Below are 19,266 nucleotides of genomic sequence, written 5' to 3'. Positions count from 1 at the left end.
AGCCAGGATCAAACTCTCAATTTAAAAAGTTTGAGCTGCGCTCTAATTGTTTCGCTGACTTGTTAAAGTCATTTATTGATAGATTATCTCTATCGAAATTAACTGGTTTTACCTTTATTTCTCTGTTTAATTTTCAAAGACCAATTCTTTTTCTTCGTCGTTTACTTCCGACGACTTTTACTATTTTACCAGAGGCTTTCGCATCTGTCAACAACTTTTTTAAAACTTTTTAATAAGTTATTTCAAGTTTGTTGTTTTTGTTTTGCCACATCTCTCAGCGACAAGATTTATTCTATCATCGTTTAGACCACAACAATTCTATATTTACCAAAGTTATCGATAAATATACCTCATATACTTTATTTTTCATCATTAATCTCCATTTTTCATATATTGATACACTAGGAGAAGTAGTATATAAAAGGGACAAGATACCTGATAATATCTTGTCTCCTAATCATATATTCTAAATAATTGATATGTCTTAAGCTTCTATTTTAAACTTTGAACTAAATTATAACTCTTTGTCATTTACATTCTTTAAGTAATTATCTATAACATCTATAACAGAACTAACACATCCATCTTTAAATGGAGATATCAAGTTTGCATACTCTACTAACTCCCTAAACGATTTAGTTCCTCCAACTTGACAAAGCCTTAAATAATCACTCCAAGCTTCTTGGTGGTTTTCCTGATCCTTTTTCCAGAATTGAAGAGCACAGATTTGAGCTAATGTATAATCTATATAATAGAAAGGACTACTAAATATATGTCCTTGCTTAAACCACCATCCACCTCTTTCTAAAAACTCACACTCACTGTAATCTTTATGTGGAAGGTACTTTCTTTCTATTTCTCTCCATGCTGTTTTTCTTTCTGCTGGTGTAGCTTCTGGATTTTCATATACAAAATGCTGGAACTCATCTACTGTAACACCATATGGTATAAATTTAATTGCAGCACCCAAGTGAGTATATTTATACTTAGATTCCTCTTCTTTAAAAAATAGATTCATCCAAGGCCAAGTAAAGAATTCCATACTCATTGAATGTATCTCACAGCTTTCATAAGTAGGGAAGTTACATTCAGGTATTGTAATCCATCTGCTTCTGTAACATTGGAATGCATGTCCAGCTTCATGTGTTAATACATCTACATCTCCGGATGTACCATTAAAGTTTGAAAAAATAAATGGTGATTTATAGTCAGGTATATATGTACAATACCCGCCTGCTTGCTTACCCTTCTTAGTTACTAGATCTAATAGATCATTTGAGATCATGAACTCAAAGAACTCTTTTGTTTCTGGAGACAATTCTGAGTACATTTTTATACCATTCTCAACTATCCAAGCCGATTCCCCTTTTGGTTTTGCATTACCTGATAGAAACTCAAACTTTTCATCATAATAGCTAAGCTTATCTAAACCCAATCTTTCTCTTTGTCTTTCATATAGTTTGTTAGCTACAGGTACTATATATTCTTTTACCTGATTCCTGAAATTACTTACCATTTCGGCATTATAATCTGTTCTCAACATCCTTACATAGCCAAGCTGAACAAAGTTATCAAAACCAAGCTTCTTAGCCATCTTTGTCCTTACCTTCACCATATCATCATATATTCTATCAATAATATGTTCATTTTTAACAAAAAAGCCAAACATAGCTTCACTAGCACTTCTTCTCATATCCCTATCCTCGGATAAAACAAAAGGTGTTAGCCCTGATAGATTTCGCTCTTCCCCCTCAAACATTATCTTTGCTGAAGCAATAAGCTTATTATATTCCGAAACTAGTTTGTTTTCTAATTGCAGATCTTCAATAATCTCTGGTGCAAATGCTTTTAGGTTATACTCTGCAATACTAAAGAATTGCTTTCCAAAGTCTTTTTCCAATTCACTTCTAAATTTATTTGATACAAGCGCTTTATAGAATAGTGTATATACCTCATTATATAGCGGTTCATACTCATCCCAGTACTCTCTTTCCTTATCATAAAACTCATCTTCAGTGTTTATACTATTTCTTATACTTGCTAAAGTTCCCATTGTTACAACATTGTTTCTAACAACATTAATTTGATTAATAGTCTCCTTAACTTCCTCAATTAAATCATCTGTGCTTAATTTGTCAATCAGAAATATTAACTTTGCCTTAACCTCATCATAATTAGGTCTTACATAAGAAAAATCATTAAATCCCATAATATATGCACCTCCATGAACATTTTATCATTTAAGGTGCATTCTGTAAATATATTACATTTTATCTATCTCAAGTAATTAACTATAACTAAGAAAAGTACCCCCGGTATTCCTAAAAAACCTGCTATAAGAGCTGTAATTGCATTAATAGGTATAATTAGCCCAAATTTTGATCCTACTAAATTAATTAAAAATAATAGTACTCCTCCCATTATTCCATTAATAATTAGATTTAATAATATTTTAAATGGCCATGCAAATATTTTTCCAACAATAAATATAGCAAGCACAGCTATTATAAAATAAACAATATTACTCATTTAAATCCCTCCCTAATTTACTCTCTACAATATATTCAATCTATAGATATTATAGAAATACTATTTATATGTATATATTATAACCCATATATACCGTATAGTATATTACTGGAATATTATCATTCATTTACCACTTTGAGTAATACTCTAGATGCTCCACAATTGAATCTCCAACTACCCTTATATTTTTAGCTTTAGCTTGTGATAAGTAAAATGTATATTTAGACTTTGCCTCATCTTCTTTATGTATACATATATCTATTAAGTTTTTATCACTAACATTATCAAAAGCATTTTTAGCTACTTCTATTTCAAGCATTGCCTCTTCAATTCCTGATATGATTTCTTTTTCATCTTTTGAATAATGTTTATTACTTTTTATCATCTCAATTATTTTTCTTCTATCCATATAGCATACCTCCAATATAATTTATATTGAAATTTTTGACATCAATTGATTAATTTATACAAGCTATATGTTTTTTTAAATAAAAAAAGCAGATGAACTTAAATAAATCCATCTACTTAATAATTTAAATCTCTTTTCTGCCTTCAATTGCCTTAGATAAAGTAACCTCATCTGCATATTCTAAATCTCCGCCAACTGGTATTCCATGAGCTATTCTTGTTACCTTAACACCAAAAGGCTTTAAAATCTTTGATATATACATTGCTGTTGCTTCTCCTTCAATATTAGGGTTTGTAGCAACAATAACTTCTTTTAATTCGCTATTTATTCTAGTTACTAACTCTCTAAGCTTTATATCATCTGGCCCTCTTCCCTGCATTGGAGATATCGTTCCGTGAAGTACATGGTATACCCCATTGAATTCTCTAACCTTTTCGATAGTCATAATGTCCTTTGGCTGCTCAATTACACATATAGTGCTTTTATCCCTATTAGGATTAGAACATATTGCACAAGGATCACTATCTGTAAAGTTACCACACACTGAACAATACTTTATAGTCCCTCTCGCTTTTATAAGAGCATTTGCAAACTCTTCAACTTCTTCCTTAGGTAAATTTAAAACATGAAGAGTAAGTCTTTGTGCAGTCTTACTTCCTATACCAGGAAGTTTTCCAAACTCTTCTATTAATTTTTCTATAGCTATAGGATAAAAATCCAAGTTATTCACCTCAATTAAAACAATCCTGGTATGTTAAGTCCACCAGTTAGTTTACCCATAGATGCATTCGTTTCATCCTCTGCCTTCTTTAAAGCTTCATTTACAGCAGTTAAAACTAAGTCTTCTAACATTTCAACGTCATCTTCATCAACAACTTCTGGTTTAATTGAAACCTTAGTTAATACTTTCTTCCCTGTTACTGTAACAGTTACAGCTCCACCACCAACTGATGCCTCAAATTCTTTAGCCTCTAATGCTCTTTGAGCATCCTCCATTTGTTTTTGAAGCTTCTGTACCTGCTTCATCATGTTCATATTTCCGCCCATTCCTGGGAATCCGCCTCTTGCCATTCTAATATCCTCCTAAAATTATATATTCATTATAATTATGATTAACATATATAATATATTATAATGTAATACTTACCTTATTAAAATAAAAAAATTTTTATTCATCACATACTTCAACTATACCACTTGGAAACATATTTGATATTAACTTTTCCTTATCAACATCCTTTTCAGCTCCACTGCTCTCAATTTCATAAGAGACAATAACACGGTCTCTTAAAACCTCTGAAAAAGCTTCATTAACAATTCTTCTTTGTTCATCCTTTTCTAATCTCATCTTATGAAAATTATATTGCTTAGAAAATGCTATGGTTACTACTCCATTATTAAAGTTTTCGATTTTCCCCATCATAAGTGCACTTGCTAAAACCATGTTATTTCTTTGCTTAAGCATAGCTAATATATCTTTAAAAGACTTTCTTACCATATCTGTATTCAATTTGCTATCTTTGTTAGGTTCAAAATCAGTTTGAACCGATGGTCTGGTAACATGCGATAATGTTCTTTCATTCGATATGTTTGAAGCTTTGTTGCCTGCATTACCAATACTTTTAATTTCCTGAGTTGCACCTTGTATAGTAATGTTTCCAGATGCAATTTTCTCCTCAAGCTTATTTAATCTTGCAAGGACAGTTTCTACAGACGTGTCATATTTAATTTTACACATTTTTATTATAGCAAGCTCTAAATATATTCTAGCCTGTTTGGTCCCCTTAGATGAATCTTCAGCTTCTTGGAGTATACTTATACATCTCATTATCTCTTCAACTCTAATTTTACTGCTTTGTATCCTCAAACTCTCAATATTTTCTATAGACATATCGAGAACATCTTCTAAATTATTACTAACAGTAACCATAAGTAGATTTCTCATATGAGTTATAAGTTCCCTTATTAATAGACTTACATCTTTACCATCAGCTATAAGTTTGTTAACTATTCTTATACAACCTTCAGTATCTCTACCTATAATATTATCTACAATTGAAACCATACTATCATTAGTTGTTATCCCAAGCATATCGATTAAATCTTCATAAGTAACCTTATTGTTTATAGAAATTGCTTGGTCTAGTATAGATAATGCGTCTCTCATTGCTCCATCACACATTCTAGCTAACAATTTTAAACTCTCATCTTCTATATCGACGTTTAATGCCTCAGTTATTGTTTTTAATCTCAAAAATACATTTTCACTACTTATTCTTTTGAAATCAAATCTTTGACATCTAGATAATATAGTAATCGGAAGCTTTTGTGGATCAGTAGTTGCAAGAATAAATATTACCCTGCTAGGCGGCTCTTCTAGTGTCTTAAGAAAAGCATTTACTGCTCCAATAGAAAGCATATGAACCTCATCGATGATAAACACCTTATATTTTGCTCTTTGTGGTGGATATTGAACATCATCTATTATATCTCTAATATTATCAACACTGTTATGTGAAGCTGCATCAAGTTCTGTTACATCTATTGCAGTTCCTTGATTAATACTTAAACACATTTCACATTCATTGCAAGGCTCTCCCTCAATTGGATTAAGGCAGTTAACTGCCTTAGCAAGAATTTTAGCTGTAGAAGTCTTTCCCGTTCCTCTTGTACCACATAGCAGGTATGCATGAGCTATCCTATCGCTTTTAATTGCATTTTTTAATGTGGACGTTATATGTGATTGACCAACTACATCACTAAAAGATTTAGGTCTCCACTCCCTATAAAGCGCTTTATACCCCATGTAGCCTCACTCCTTATCCCTTATAATTTATACGTTATATTATATATTTTTTACTTTTCACTGTGAAGTAATCACCTGCAAAGTTCCTTTATAGCCTACAAATAAATTTTAACCCTAAAACCTGATTAAACTCTAGACTTTTAGTTATTTCTTTAATCTATATAAATTATATCATTAAATTAATTATTTTAATAAATTAAAGTTATTAATTTTTAATAATTATCATTTTGATTAATAAAAAAATATAAAAAAAAAGATGCCTAAACATCTTTATCTTATTAATTAAATAAAGCCGTACACCTTGCTTTGATAATTAATCTATACGCGTTACCTATCCAGTTAACTCAAACCAGGTTGACCCACGGCACATGAAAGGTCTCACTTATCGCTGCTTCCTTCCAGACCTGACGAGGTTCATGAGTTTTCATTGCGTGGGGCCCAATTCTCAACGCCACTTAAATAGGCCAGACCATACAGATTAAAACCTAAGCAAGGAATTCAATCCTGCTATAGCGGATTGCAGGTTACAGGGCACCGCTGACTCCCCATCTAGTACGACATGGCGGAGAAGAGGGGATTTGAACCCCTGATAGAGTTTCCCCTATACACGCTTTCCAGGCGTGCTCCTTAAGCCGCTCGGACACCTCTCCATATACTAAGCAATCAAATTATTATTAAATCTGATACTTCTACATTCTAACATAAATAATTATCTACTTCAATACTAAGAAATATAAAATCTTTTATACCTTATATATGTGTTTATAGTATAATTTTATGTATACATTATGAAAAATTTTAATAAATTTAATATAAAACTTAAAATACATGGAGGAATTTGTTATGTTAAACTATGAAATTAAAGGTGGCTCTATGCCCGTTGCAATCTGCTATCTTCAAAATGGTCAGAAACTAGTTTCGGAATCTGGTGCCATGGGCTGGATGAGCGATAATATAATTATGGATACAAACATGAGAGGTGGACTATTTAAAAGTATAGGAAGATCCCTTTCTGGAGAAAGCTTATTCTTAAATACTTTCACATCAGCAAACGGAATGGGTAAAATAGCTTTTCCTTGTTCCGTACCTGGTAAGATTATGGCTAAAGAGTTAAGTCATAATGAGTCAATAATATGTCAAAAAGGCGCTTTCATAGCAGCTGAAGACTCTGTTAGCCTTAATATTCATTTCCGAAAAAAACTATCTAGTGGCTTCTTCGGTGGTGAAGGTTTTATTCTTCAAAGAATCACTGGTCCTGGAACTGTTCTCTTAGAATTTGACGGTTATGTAGAAGAATTAACTTTAGCTCCTGGTGAGAGATTAAAAGTTGATACCGGCCACGTTGCAGCTTTTGACCCTACTGTTGCCTTTGATATTGAAATGGTTAAAGGACTAAAAAATATCTTCTTTGGTGGTGAGGGATTATTCCTGACAACTCTAACTGGACCTGGAAAAGTTTATTTACAGACTATGCCACTTCAAAATTTAGCAGGCAAATTATCAATGTACTTTGCTACAGCTAACACAAACATGAGAGATCATTAAAATTAAAAGCCATAAGCTTATAAAAGTATAAATATACTTTTAAATTCTTATGGCTTTCCTTAAGTCAATATCCAAATCTATCATTTGGTTAATATGAACTTACTCCTTTGAATGAATATGAAAAGGAGTTTCCTTTTTATTTTTTATAAATAGTTAATAGTATTTTTATTTCGCTTTTTTCTGTAAATAACAAATAAACCTACTAACCAGATAACCACTCCTGCTACACTTATAAGCTGAGCTGTTCTTAACCCCATTATCATAAGGCTATCTGTTCTAAGCCCTTCAATGAAAAATCTTCCTATAGAATATAATCCTACATAAGTTAAGAATACTACCCCATCTTCTTTTACTTTATGAAGCATATAGAATAGTATTGCAAACACAACTAAGTTCCAAATTGATTCATATAAAAAGGTTGGATGATAATATGTTCCATTAATGAGCATACCCTGCTGAATAAATTCTGGAAACTTACTAATAAATGCTTCTGTAACTGGTCCCCCATGAGCTTCCTGATTAAAGAAATTCCCCCATCTTCCTATAGCTTGAGCTAATATTACACATGGAGCAGTCATATCTAATGCTTTTAAAAACTTAATATTTTTCCACTTAGTTGCAAAGTACACTGTTATTACTGTTGCAATTAGTGCACCATGGATAGCTAATCCACCATTTCTAATATTGAACATTTCCCATAAGTTATCTTTATACTGACCAAACTCAAAGATAACATAATAAAGTCTCGCACCTACAATTGCAATCGGAAACGTTATTAAGAATATAGTTAATACATCATCATAATCTATACCTTTTACTTTACATGTATAGCTGCTTAATAATAGAGCTAATAATGTCCCTGAACAAATAATAATTCCGTACCACATTATATCTATACCAAATAAACTAAATGCCACTGAATTCATAATCTCCCCTCACTTTCTTTATCTTAATATTATAACTCACTATTTACTTTCTTTGTATTCTTTTATTAATTCGTTAACTTTACTTTTACATCTTGCTCCCTTGCAGCTTCCAGTACACGCCCCTGTTTTTTTGCTCACTTCTTCTACTGTAGTGGCCCCATCAGCTATAGCCTTTTTTATTGCAGCTCTTGTTACTACCTTGCAAGGACATACCTTTGTCATTTTATCTAACACCAATTCTCTTAATTGTTCCTCTTTAGATTTATTATCCATCTTTATTTCTCCTTTTCTCATAAAAAAACTCCTGCAGTAATTCACTGCACTCTTCATTATACAACCACTTAACATCAACCCAGTGATTTAAATGCTCGCTTTGCGTTATGTTAAATACAGTTCCACATCCCCCTGCCCTAGGGTCATATGTTCCTATATATAATTTGCTTATTCTGCTTTGGACAATAGCGCCAGCACACATGGTACATGGCTCTAATGTTACATACATCTCACACCCATTGAGTCTCCAGCTCCCCAAAACCTTTGCAGCTTCTCTTATTGCTATAATTTCTGCATGAGCTGTTGGATCATTTATAGACTCTTTTAAGTTGTATCCCGATGCTATTATTTCATTATTTTTCACTATTACTGCTCCCACTGGTACCTCATCCAATGATTTTGCCTTCATAGCTTCTTCAATAGCTTTTCTTAGAAATGAATCTTCCATAGTGGACTCCCTCATGAATTTATATATATTAATTATAATCAATATATAAATTATTATATAAAAAAAACTTAGTAAAGCAAAGCCTTACTAAGTTGGTGCGCGCGAGAGGAGTCGAACCTCCGGCCTTCCCCTTAGGAGGGGGATGCTCTATCCTGCTGAGCTACGAGCGCATATTCTTCACCTATTATTATAATAATATATCCAATTTACGTCAACAATATAATTAAAACAAAATTCTGTATTTATTTTTCTCAAGTACATATACTTAATTTGTTTATTCTATAAATTTTTATTTAGAATTATCGAAGTATATGGTATTATAATTGTATACAATCTTGATGATTTGTCAGAAAAATAACTGATGAATTGCAGATTTTTATTTTAAACTATGTTAAAATACTAGTATATTATGTTTTTGCAATAAAAAATTCAGAGGTGATTGAAAGAGATGAAAAAAATTAATATAACTGAAACCATCTTAAGAGATGCTAACCAATCTCTTATAGCTACAAGACTTCCTTTTGAAGACTTTGCACCAATTCTTCAAGATCTTGATAATGCAGGATACCATTCTTTAGAATGCTGGGGTGGTGCTACATTTGACTCATGTTTAAGATATTTAAATGAAGATCCATGGGAAAGACTTAAGAACATAAAGAAAATAGTAACTAAAACTCCTCTTCAAATGCTACTAAGAGGACAAAACATACTTGGATATAAACACTATCCTGATGACGTTGTTAGAGAGTTTATTAAAATGTCTGTATATCACGGAATGGATATATTAAGAATATTTGATGCTTTAAACGACTTCCAAAACATAGAAGTTGCTATGGACGAGACTAAAAAGCAAGGTGCTCATGCACAAGGAACTATCATATATACAGTAAGTCCAATTCACGATGTTAAAAACTATGCTAACTTAGCTAAGCAATTAGAAAACATGGGCGCAGATTCTATCTGTATAAAAGACATGGCTGGGCTTATAATGCCATCTTTAGCTTACGATATAGTTAAAAACATAAAAGAAACAGTTAAAATTCCTGTTTTCTTACACTCACACAGCACAAACGGTATAGCTGAAATGGCATACTTAAAGGCTGCTGAGGCTGGTGTAGATGGAATCGATACAGCTATATCTTCATTCTCAAGCGGTACTGCTCAACCACCTACTGAAACAATGTATCATGCTTTAGAAGCTGCTGGATTTACAACAAACTTAGATATAGATAAGGTAACACATATAAATAACTTCTTTAAGCCTGTTAGAGAGAGATTTATAGAAAGTGGAGTTATGGATCCAAAGGTATTGACTCCTCAGCCTGAAGGATTAAAGAACCAAATTCCTGGAGGAATGTTATCTAACATGATTTCTCAGCTTAAAGCTCAGAACTCTATCGATAAATTAGATGCAGTTCTTAATGAAGTTCCTAGAGTAAGAAAAGATCTAGGATATCCTCCACTAGTAACTCCAATTAGCCAAATGGTTGGAACTCAAGCTACAGTTAACGTATTAACTGGTGAGAGATATAAAATGGTTCTTAAAGAAGTTAAAGCTTACTGTAGAGGAGAATACGGTAAAGCTCCTGGCGAAATCGATGCAGAAGTTATGAAAAAAGCTCTAGGAAAAGACGAGCCAATCAAAGGAAGATTTGCTTCTTCATTAGAACCTGCTTTCGTTAAAACTAAGGAAGCGTTAAAAGATATTACTACTAGTGAAGAAGATGTATTATCTTACCTAGCATTCCCACAAATAGCTGAAGATTTCTTTAAAAAGAGAAGTGAAAAACCATCAAATGATGATATGAGAAAGCTTACTAATAGCGAAGTAATATAACAATAACTTAATTTAAAACTCACAAAGTTTAATTTTAACTTTGTGAGTTTTTTTATATAAAATCTCTCCAACCTCAAATCTTCTGATATAATATATTTTATAATTTAAATAGTGAGTTGGAGATGATTCTATGGTTAAATATTATAACCGCCAAACAAAACAATATGAAGAAGAAAATGTTGCAGGTAAGGGAGCAATCTCTTTAATATATAGTAACCCTATCGGTAATAACCTTCTGCCTAAACTAGCAAGTAAAAAAGTACTAACTGACTTTTATGGCAAATTTTGTAATCTTAAGTTAAGTAGAATATATATAAAAAAATTCGTAAAAAAATTTAATATTGATATGACTGAATACGAAAAGGATATTAAAGATTTTAAATCCTTTAATGATTTTTTCTATAGAGAGTTATCACCTAAAAGCCGTGTAATAAATAATAATAAAAGTGAATTTATATCACCTTGCGACGGTAAGCTTCTAGCTATTGAACATATGGATTCTAACTCAAGTTTCAGGGTAAAGGGCTTTAAATATACCCTTGATGATTTAATTCAGGATAAATCCCTTAGCAAACTCTATAAAAATGGAACTTGCTTAATATTTAGGCTTTGTCCTACTGATTATCATAGATTTCATTTTATTGATTCAGGAATCTGTACTTGTAGCTCTCATATTAATGGGCGATATTATTCAGTAAATCCTGTTGCCTTAAAAAACATAGATAAAGTATTTACTGAAAATAAACGTGAATACAGCATTTTAAAAAGTGATAATTTTGATGATATTATATATGTTGAGGTTGGTGCAACTTTTGTTGGATCCATAGTCCAAACCTATCAACCTGACATTAAGGTTACTAAAGGCTCTGAAAAAGGCTACTTTAAATTTGGTGGTTCTACAGTAATCCTTCTACTAAAAGAAGGCATTATTACTTTAGATAAAGATATTAAAACTCAAAGTATACTTGGAATTGAAACCTCAGTAAAACTTGGTGAAAAAATCGGAGTAAGACTTTAACCTCTTAAAAACTAACTTCATCTATTATAAATGATGAAGTTTTTTTTTATAAAAAAAATCACTGCAAAATGCAGTGATTTAATATGGCAGGGCGTGTAGGAATCGAACCCGCAATGTACGGTCCGTAGCCGTATGTTATATCCATTTAACTAACGCCCCATATGTTACTTTAAATAACTATTATATAATAACACATAACTCCATTAATTACAATAATAATTTCAATATATTCTTTATAACATTGTTCATTATAGTTTAAATTAAGAATTCTCTTTAAATCCATTCCATAATAAATTTATGTAACCTCATTTTACTTAATTTACCTTTTCCCGGGCAATTATTTAGTTTGCTATTCCTGATAAGCTAAAAGAGATAATTATTAATCTCTTAATAATTATCTCTTTCTCATCTTTTATGGCGGAGAGATAGGGATTCGAACCCTAGGTACGCTCACACGTACGCCGGTTTTCAAGACCGGTGCCTTAAACCAACTCGACCATCTCTCCAAAACAATTTGTTATTTGAAATCAGCAAATGATTTCTTATCTTTAGTTTATTATATTTTTAATCTTTAATGGCGGAGAAAGAGGGATTTGAACCCTCGCGACGGTTTCCCGACCTACGCCCTTAGCAGGGGCGCCTCTTCAGCCACTTGAGTATTTCTCCAAAAAGATAAAAAAATGGCGGAGAGATAGGGATTCGAACCCTAGGTACGCTCACACGTACGCCGGTTTTCAAGACCGGTGCCTTAAACCAACTCGACCATCTCTCCGTAACAATTTGTTACTTGAAATCAATAAATGATTTCTTATCTTTAGTTTTTAGTAATTTTATTTTTAAATTGGCGGAGAAAGAGGGATTTGAACCCTCGCGACGGTTAACCCGACCTACGCCCTTAGCAGGGGCGCCTCTTCAGCCACTTGAGTATTTCTCCAATTTAAAAATATGGCGGAGAGATAGGGATTCGAACCCTAGGTACGCTCACACGTACGCCGGTTTTCAAGACCGGTGCCTTAAACCAACTCGACCATCTCTCCAATTACCTACGAGAGTTATTTTATCAAGAATACTATTAAGTGTCAACACTATTTTAAAACTTTTTTTATTTTTTTATCTATTATCTTAACTTTTGTATTAATTTTACGCTTATATTATGTCTATATTGCTCGAATTTAATACTTAAACTAACTATTAAACTTTACATAATAAATCACTTTTAAGCACTTCTACTTAATATTTAATATATAGGTTTCTACTATAAATTAATTTTAGTAATTTATAATGCTTCTAGTGCATACTATATCTACTCCCGTATTCAATATATTTTTACATATGATGTCTCCTTTTGAGATTTGTCCACCAACATATATTCTTCCTATACATTTTGAACACTCAAGCCATAATGATTTATCAATAGGACCTGTACTCTTAACTGGAACTACCTTATGTGTATCAGACCCTTTTACCCTTACTACAGTCGTTAATATATCTTTATTTTTCATTTCAACACCCTCTACATTGTATCAAACTCTTTTATCCTAGAAGATAAAACTGTTGAGTCCTTAGAGTTATTTACAATTTCAATAATTCTTTTATCCATTTCTCTAGCTAAAATTTCTACTATCTTATCTTTACAATAACATCCATCACAGCTTCCATGACCTGCTCCAGTCCTTCTCTTTACCCCTGTAACAGTTCTTGCACCTAAAGGTCGTCTTATAGCATCTACAATTTCTCCCTCTGTTACCTTTTGACACTGGCATATAATATTTCCGTATTTATTATCAACTTTTATTAAGCTATTTCTCTCTTCATTAGATAACTCTCTAAACTTAAAATACTCTCTTCTTTTATCATTAAAATCTTTTCTTAACTTACAATTTAACTTTTCTACAACTTTTTGAGAAATACTTAAAGCTAGTGCTGGTGTCATTGTTACCATAGCATAGTGATTTACATTTAAGCTTAAGTATCCAGTTTCCATTATATCGCCTTGAAGATTTACTGGTTCATTTATAAACCTCCAATCTCTAACCATTTTTATATCTTTTTCCTTAATATGACCTGTTAATGGCTCAACCTTTTTAACAACATCATCATATGCGATATTTTCCCTTCTGCTATATGAAGCCATAGTTTCGTTATTTACAGTAGGTCTTACAAATATTCTCTCTTTATCGCCTACATTAAGTAAAATATTAGAGTATAGACTATCATACTTTTTGTCCATCACCATATACTTCATATATTTTTCTCTATCTTCTTTAGGCACATATCCATCTTCAAATTGAAGATTTAAATCCTTAGTTGTATCTATTACTATTTTAGACGTAAATTTATTCTTATTAGTTTTTATCTTAAAACCCTTACTAATATGTTCTATTGATTTAACTTCTTCTTCTAATTTAAAATTAACTCCGTTATCAAAAGCTATTTCACCATAAGCCAATGCGAAGTCATATGAAGCTACAACCCCTGTATTAGGTATATACAAAGATTTAATAACCTTACCTTTTATATTGGGTTCATATTTTAATATCTCATCGCCAATAATTAGTTTAACTTCATCTATTTTTTTATTCAGGGCTCTTTCATACATCTCATCTACTCTTTCAGCCTCTGAATCATCTCTTGCTATATATATAGTACCACAACGTTTATATGGCACCTTAAATCTATTCACATACTCTTCCATTAGCAAATTACCTTTTCTAATAAGCTTTGATGATACCTCATCTGAACACTCTAAACCATCATATATACTTTCAGTATTAATTGATGGCATATCATTGCATATGTCATAATCTTTTTCTATAACTGAAATATTTAGATTATATTTTGAAAGCTCATAAGCAATTGCACATCCTATAATGCCTCCACCTAAAACTAAAACATCGTAATCCATAAGCTCCTCCATCTTAAAAGGTAATATTTTTATAAGTTAACATTCAGGCCTTTAGCTTGATCACATAAACTTACTTAACTCAGTACTTGTCTGCCAAAGCATAAGGCATTGTTTCCATTTTATATTATAACCTATCTAAATAAGTTATAAAATATAAAGCCACCTTTATTTAAATAAAAATTAAAGGTGGCTCTCTATTAAAGTTATTTCTTAGTTTCCTAAATTATTTATAAGATTTCCTAATTCATTTATATATTCGCCATACTTAGCCCAATCTCCAGCCTTTTGAGCTTCAATTGCACTATTATAGGCATCCTTTACTTTTTCCATTAAGCTTGAATCAACCACATTTCCACCTTGCTCAGGAGTTGTAGTGTCACCTTCTGATTTTCCTTGCTCCTCCGTAGTAAAGTTAAATATTTCAGCAAGAGCAGTTCCAATGTCATTAGCTAAAACTATACTATCTCCGTATCCAACTATTACATTCTTCATTTCAGGTATACTATTCTCACCAGAAGCTCTTAAATATAATGGCTCAACATATAATAATGAATTTTCAATAGGTATAATTAAAACTTCTCCAAACTGTACTTCAGAACCACTTGTATCCCAAAGTGATAGCTGCTTAGATATATCAGGATCTTGTTTTATTTTCTGTTTAAATAACATCGGACTATATACAGTTCCACCAGTAGGGAATTTATATAAGAACATCTTTCCGTAATTATCTCCGTCCATTCTTACCCCATACATTCCTACCATATTATCTCTTCCTTTAGTATTAAAATACTCAAGGACAACCATCTCTTCACTCTCTTCCCCTGGAATCTTCATAGTTACATAAGATGATTCTGAAAGCTGGTTTTCCCCTTCTACACTTCCTGAATCTGAAGCAACAGACCAAACATCATCTCCATTATAAAATACGCCAGGATCAGAAACGTGGTATTTTTCTAATACCTTACACTGAATCTCAAATAAATCTTGAGGATATCTAAAGTGAGCCTTTAAATCATCTGATAAAGTACTTAAGTCAGTGAATAAATCAGGGAATATCTTAGCATAAGTTTGAACTATAGGATCTGATTCATCTGATATATAGAAGTTTGTTGTTCCATTATAAGCATCTATTACAACCTTAACAGAGTTTCTAACATAGTTTATATCTCCTACAGGCTGTGCGAATGGAAACTTATCACTTGTAGTATATGCGTCTATAATCCAAAATAATTTACCTTCACTGATCACTATATATGGATCCTCATCATAAGTTAGAAATGGTGCAATTTTATTAACTCTCTCCATTATATTTCTATGAAGTAATATCTTACTTTCATTTGTTATATCTTGAGATAATAAGAATTTACTATTTTGTTCTTTTATCGCAAACATTACTCTATTGAATAGGTTCATCGGAATTCCAGCTTCACCATCATAATTGCTAGTTACATTCTCTCCACCAACAGGATAGTCAATTTCTCCAAGCTTTGTGTTTACAATGCTATAATGATTAGTACCTTCGCCAAAGTATATTCTTGGATTGTCTAATGCTATATCAGTTTTATTTTCTAATGGTATATTACTCATAACAAAATCAGGTTGTCCTTCACTTGTAACTGAATTAACCTTACTCATTACAACCCCATAACCATGAGTATAAGAAAGATACTTATTTTGCCATGAAATAGAATTTTCATCTAATTTATCAAAATCAATTTCTCTTGGAGCTATAAACACTTGATTATAATTTCCATCGATAAGGTATCTATCAATATCTACATCATTAAAATTATAATAGTATCTAATATATTGGAATTGATTATAGAACTCTAATGCAGGCCTATATGAATTAACCTTTATATTAGATATAATATCATCATTTTTTTCAATATCTGCTGCAGTTAAATTATTTTGTATTTGGAAATTTTCTTCCTCAATTTCATCCATATTATAAGCTAATTTTGTATATTCAATATGCTTATTAATATAAGGTGCCTCTAAAGTTTTTTCATTTGAGTTAACTATAAATTGTTGAGTTAGTATTGAAGCAACACCTTCTCCAACAATTAACACTCCAATAATAATTACACAGAAAACTATAGGTTTAAACTTTTTAAGTATTATACTAAAGAATACTACAATAGCAAATACTATAGCAACTATAGCAATAACTTTATAAAACTTTAATGATACTGTAACATCTGTATAGCTTGCTCCGAAAACAACTCCTCTTGGAGAATATGATAATTCCCAAGTCTTTATCATATATGTTAATGAAACTAAAAGCATTACAAAAGAAGTAATTATAGCAAGTTGTCTGCCTGCAAATTTAGTTAATCCACTAGTTATCTCCTTAAATCCATGAGCTGCATGCCCCTCACCATCTACATAGCCACTTACCTTATCCTTTGCAGTTAATAAAAGATATACTATTAAAGTGCCTGCTATTAATAATATTAAAAGTGAAAAAGCGCTACTGCATAATGATTCTATTAATGGTAACTTAAATATAAAGAATGATAAATCTTTTTGATATAATGGATCTACAATTCCGAATTCTGTTGAATTTGTAAATTCTAATATCTTGTACCAATATATACTCGCAAAACCAAATGAAAATATTAAAGATATTAAAGCATCAATTGCCAAGAATATCTTAAACTTCTTCTTATAACCACTTTTATCAATGTCTACTACCTTACTTAACTTCTTAATATTTGGAGCCAAACTCTTATAATATAAAGCTAATGCTAAAAATATAATTATAAAAGCTGGGACCATAAGTTTTAATATAGCTACTATCTTTGTAAAGTAAATTGAAAGGTAACCTAATTCTTTAAACCATTGATAATCTATTATTATATTTATACTTGAAAAGCATACTAATAATAGTAATATCAAGACTGTAACTATACTTCCAAAAGCCTTCTTCTTCAAATTATTCACTCCCCCTAAATTATAGTATTATCTAAACCTTTAATGACCAACTAAAAACCCTTTTTTACTTAATTCTTTTGTTATGCTTTCAATCATTTCTTCATTTTCACAAACAATAGTATGTAAATGTACTCCATTAGTAAGTGCACTAAGTGGCTCTACTGAGTAATTTCTAAAACTATTGCAAAAATTCTCTACGTCATACATGTTTTTTAGCATAAGCATACCTCTAATTTCACCATATAAAGCATGCTCAACAATTACATCTTCAACGATAGCTCCATATTTAACAATAATCTTTAACTCATTCTCCATCTCCTCACGGTTATGGTTAACAGCAATTATAGTTCTTATATTTTTATGATCTTCCTTAAGTATCATATATCCCTTTGGTGTTGATATTATATCAATCCCCTCTGCTCTTAAAATTGCAATGTCCCTTACTATAACCTGTCTTGTAACTTCATAGGTAAAAGCTAGTTCTTGACCCGTTATCGGTTCTTTAGATGTTATTAATAGCTTTTTTATTTCATTTCTTCTTTCTATACTTGTCATACTCTCCTCCATAAAATTTATAAGAACAATAATGCAATTGTTTAGATAATAGTATATCACACAAATATATGTAACTTATATATATATTAAAATAGGTTAACACTTAATTAATTTGTAGTTCAAATTTTTAGTTTTTAATTTCTATCATCATACTTTCTTATTACTTCCAGCCATTTATTTGTTGTTCTATAATCATGATGATCTCTAATAATTTTTAAGAATTCCTCACTATAATCATTCCCTTTAATCATTTCATATCCTTCTTTTCCATGATTAAAATAAATATAAATCTTTCTACTTTTATCTTCAAACTTTTTAATTTTTCCCTTAGTAAATTTACTTAATAACACTAAAATTGATTTATCAATAGGATTTAACGGTTTATATGATTTACCTATATCGTGCAAAATTGCTGATTTAATTACTTCATTATAATCCAACCCAATTGCAGCCATACTTTTTTCTGATTCATTTAGCTTTATATCTCTTGCTACATTAATACAATGCTTTATATCATAAACTGGAAGATTGTACATTAATTTGCACTCGTCTCCACTTAAATACTCACTTATAAAATTTTTATCTTCATCTGTAAGCCTTGCCGTTATGCATTTGAAAAATTGATTAATTCTTCCCATATTATATATCCTTCTTAAATTCTTATATATTTTAATCCTTACCTATCTTATAATTTAATTATATCACAATGATTTTATTTTACATAAAAAAAGACACTGTAACAAATACAGTGTCTTAATGGTGGAGATAAAGAGATTCGAACTCTTGACCCCCTGCGTGCAAGGCAGGTGCTCTCCCAACTGAGCTATACCCCCAAATATGGTGGACCTTCAGGGACTCGAACCCCGGACCTACCGGTTATGAGCCGGTTGCTCTAACCAACTGAGCTAAAGATCCTCAGACCTGGCAACCACCTACCCTCCCACACAGCTTCCCGTGCAGTACTATCGGCCTCTTAATGCTTAACCTTCGTGTTCGGTATGGGAACGGGTGTATCCATTAAGAGCATCATCACCAGATTATCTTGGTTATAAGAGAAATATTCTCTCAAAATTACACA

General features: G+C 31.4%; 17 protein-coding genes, 10 tRNA genes, 1 rRNA gene and 1 other RNA gene. 3 read left to right on the top strand and 26 right to left on the bottom strand.

Features of this window, described 5'->3' with window-relative positions; translation table 11 throughout:
- Positions 1 to 514: 514 nt before the first annotated feature.
- The 8 genes from BN1075_RS00240 to BN1075_RS00210 form a co-directional block, all read right to left on the bottom strand.
- Complete coding sequence (locus BN1075_RS00240) at positions 515 to 2,209, bottom strand: M3 family oligoendopeptidase (RefSeq protein WP_040191001.1); 1,695 nt, start codon at positions 2,207 to 2,209, stop codon at positions 515 to 517.
- Positions 2,210 to 2,274: 65 nt separating this feature from the next.
- On the bottom strand, positions 2,275 to 2,529 hold the full coding sequence (locus BN1075_RS00235) for a pro-sigmaK processing inhibitor BofA family protein (protein WP_040190999.1): 255 nt from the start codon (positions 2,527 to 2,529) through the stop codon (positions 2,275 to 2,277).
- 127 nt (positions 2,530 to 2,656) lie between these two features.
- On the bottom strand, positions 2,657 to 2,938 hold the full coding sequence (locus BN1075_RS00230; protein WP_040190998.1) for a DUF2508 family protein: 282 nt from the start codon (positions 2,936 to 2,938) through the stop codon (positions 2,657 to 2,659).
- Positions 2,939 to 3,062: 124 nt separating this feature from the next.
- On the bottom strand, positions 3,063 to 3,659 hold the full coding sequence (recR, locus tag BN1075_RS00225) for a recombination mediator RecR (RefSeq protein ID WP_040190997.1): 597 nt from the start codon (positions 3,657 to 3,659) through the stop codon (positions 3,063 to 3,065).
- Positions 3,660 to 3,673: 14 nt separating this feature from the next.
- A complete protein-coding gene (locus BN1075_RS00220) occupies positions 3,674 to 4,009 on the bottom strand; it encodes a YbaB/EbfC family nucleoid-associated protein (RefSeq protein WP_040190996.1) in 336 nt (111 codons plus the stop codon).
- A gap of 97 nt (positions 4,010 to 4,106) precedes the next feature.
- Positions 4,107 to 5,744: a DNA polymerase III subunit gamma/tau gene (gene dnaX / locus BN1075_RS00215; protein ID WP_040190995.1), complete on the bottom strand. Its 1,638-nt coding sequence runs from the start codon at positions 5,742 to 5,744 to the stop codon at positions 4,107 to 4,109.
- A gap of 292 nt (positions 5,745 to 6,036) precedes the next feature.
- Positions 6,037 to 6,302, bottom strand: an RNA gene (gene ffs / locus BN1075_RS21035) — signal recognition particle sRNA large type.
- Positions 6,303 to 6,304: 2 nt separating this feature from the next.
- A tRNA-Ser gene (locus tag BN1075_RS00210) sits at positions 6,305 to 6,394 on the bottom strand.
- A gap of 193 nt (positions 6,395 to 6,587) precedes the next feature.
- Between BN1075_RS00210 and BN1075_RS00205 the strand changes: the two genes are divergently transcribed.
- A complete protein-coding gene (locus tag BN1075_RS00205; RefSeq protein WP_040190994.1) occupies positions 6,588 to 7,289 on the top strand; it encodes a TIGR00266 family protein in 702 nt (233 codons plus the stop codon).
- A gap of 143 nt (positions 7,290 to 7,432) precedes the next feature.
- Here BN1075_RS00205 and lgt read toward each other — a convergent pair whose 3' ends face one another.
- From lgt to BN1075_RS00185, 4 genes are all read right to left on the bottom strand, one after another.
- A complete protein-coding gene (gene lgt / locus BN1075_RS00200) occupies positions 7,433 to 8,215 on the bottom strand; it encodes a prolipoprotein diacylglyceryl transferase (protein WP_040190993.1) in 783 nt (260 codons plus the stop codon).
- A 39-nt stretch (positions 8,216 to 8,254) separates the two neighbouring features.
- On the bottom strand, positions 8,255 to 8,488 hold the full coding sequence (locus BN1075_RS00195) for a (2Fe-2S)-binding protein (protein ID WP_040191002.1): 234 nt from the start codon (positions 8,486 to 8,488) through the stop codon (positions 8,255 to 8,257).
- Positions 8,481 to 8,936, bottom strand: coding sequence for a tRNA adenosine(34) deaminase TadA (gene tadA, locus BN1075_RS00190; protein ID WP_040190992.1), 456 nt, complete (start codon positions 8,934 to 8,936; stop codon positions 8,481 to 8,483). The genes BN1075_RS00195 and tadA overlap by 8 nt, the downstream gene beginning before the upstream one ends.
- A 93-nt stretch (positions 8,937 to 9,029) precedes the next feature.
- Positions 9,030 to 9,106 (bottom strand) — tRNA-Arg (locus tag BN1075_RS00185).
- A 278-nt stretch (positions 9,107 to 9,384) separates the two neighbouring features.
- Here BN1075_RS00185 and BN1075_RS00180 point away from each other — a divergent pair.
- Both BN1075_RS00180 and BN1075_RS00175 read left to right on the top strand, forming a co-directional pair.
- Positions 9,385 to 10,773, top strand: coding sequence for a pyruvate carboxylase subunit B (locus BN1075_RS00180; protein WP_040190991.1), 1,389 nt, complete (start codon positions 9,385 to 9,387; stop codon positions 10,771 to 10,773).
- 130 nt (positions 10,774 to 10,903) lie between these two features.
- Positions 10,904 to 11,791, top strand: coding sequence for a phosphatidylserine decarboxylase (locus BN1075_RS00175; RefSeq protein WP_040190989.1), 888 nt, complete (start codon positions 10,904 to 10,906; stop codon positions 11,789 to 11,791).
- An 84-nt stretch (positions 11,792 to 11,875) separates the two neighbouring features.
- Here BN1075_RS00175 and BN1075_RS00170 read toward each other — a convergent pair.
- From BN1075_RS00170 to rrf, 14 genes are all read right to left on the bottom strand, one after another.
- A tRNA-Arg gene (locus BN1075_RS00170) sits at positions 11,876 to 11,950 on the bottom strand.
- 256 nt (positions 11,951 to 12,206) lie between these two features.
- Positions 12,207 to 12,297 (bottom strand) — tRNA-Ser (locus BN1075_RS00165).
- 69 nt (positions 12,298 to 12,366) lie between these two features.
- Positions 12,367 to 12,457, bottom strand: a tRNA-Ser gene (locus BN1075_RS00160).
- Between the two features lie 15 nt (positions 12,458 to 12,472).
- Positions 12,473 to 12,563, bottom strand: a tRNA-Ser gene (locus tag BN1075_RS00155).
- A gap of 70 nt (positions 12,564 to 12,633) precedes the next feature.
- Positions 12,634 to 12,725, bottom strand: a tRNA-Ser gene (locus tag BN1075_RS00150).
- A 12-nt stretch (positions 12,726 to 12,737) separates the two neighbouring features.
- Positions 12,738 to 12,828: transfer RNA gene (locus BN1075_RS00145), tRNA-Ser, on the bottom strand.
- 231 nt (positions 12,829 to 13,059) lie between these two features.
- Complete coding sequence (locus BN1075_RS00140) at positions 13,060 to 13,293, bottom strand: DUF1667 domain-containing protein (protein WP_040190988.1); 234 nt, start codon at positions 13,291 to 13,293, stop codon at positions 13,060 to 13,062.
- An 11-nt stretch (positions 13,294 to 13,304) separates the two neighbouring features.
- Positions 13,305 to 14,696, bottom strand: a complete 1,392-nt coding sequence (locus tag BN1075_RS00135; RefSeq protein WP_040190987.1) for an NAD(P)/FAD-dependent oxidoreductase — start codon at positions 14,694 to 14,696, stop codon at positions 13,305 to 13,307.
- A 210-nt stretch (positions 14,697 to 14,906) separates the two neighbouring features.
- A complete protein-coding gene (locus BN1075_RS00130) occupies positions 14,907 to 17,633 on the bottom strand; it encodes a UPF0182 family protein (protein ID WP_040190986.1) in 2,727 nt (908 codons plus the stop codon).
- A 39-nt stretch (positions 17,634 to 17,672) separates the two neighbouring features.
- Entirely contained in the window at positions 17,673 to 18,188 is a 516-nt protein-coding gene (locus tag BN1075_RS00125; RefSeq protein ID WP_040190985.1) for a transcription repressor NadR, read from the bottom strand.
- 134 nt (positions 18,189 to 18,322) lie between these two features.
- Complete coding sequence (locus BN1075_RS00120) at positions 18,323 to 18,826, bottom strand: HDIG domain-containing metalloprotein (protein WP_040190984.1); 504 nt, start codon at positions 18,824 to 18,826, stop codon at positions 18,323 to 18,325.
- A gap of 119 nt (positions 18,827 to 18,945) precedes the next feature.
- Positions 18,946 to 19,021: transfer RNA gene (locus BN1075_RS00115), tRNA-Ala, on the bottom strand.
- A 5-nt stretch (positions 19,022 to 19,026) separates the two neighbouring features.
- Positions 19,027 to 19,103, bottom strand: a tRNA-Ile gene (locus BN1075_RS00110).
- Positions 19,104 to 19,107: 4 nt separating this feature from the next.
- Positions 19,108 to 19,225 (bottom strand): 5S ribosomal RNA (gene rrf, locus BN1075_RS00105).
- Positions 19,226 to 19,266: the final 41 nt, after the last annotated feature.

The organism is Clostridium culturomicium (assembly GCF_000821305.1).
Taxonomy (GTDB): Bacteria; Bacillota; Clostridia; order Clostridiales; family Clostridiaceae; genus Clostridium_J; species Clostridium_J culturomicium.
The sequence above is the reverse complement of the archived record's forward strand: the minus strand, read 5'-3'. Positions and strand labels throughout refer to the sequence as shown.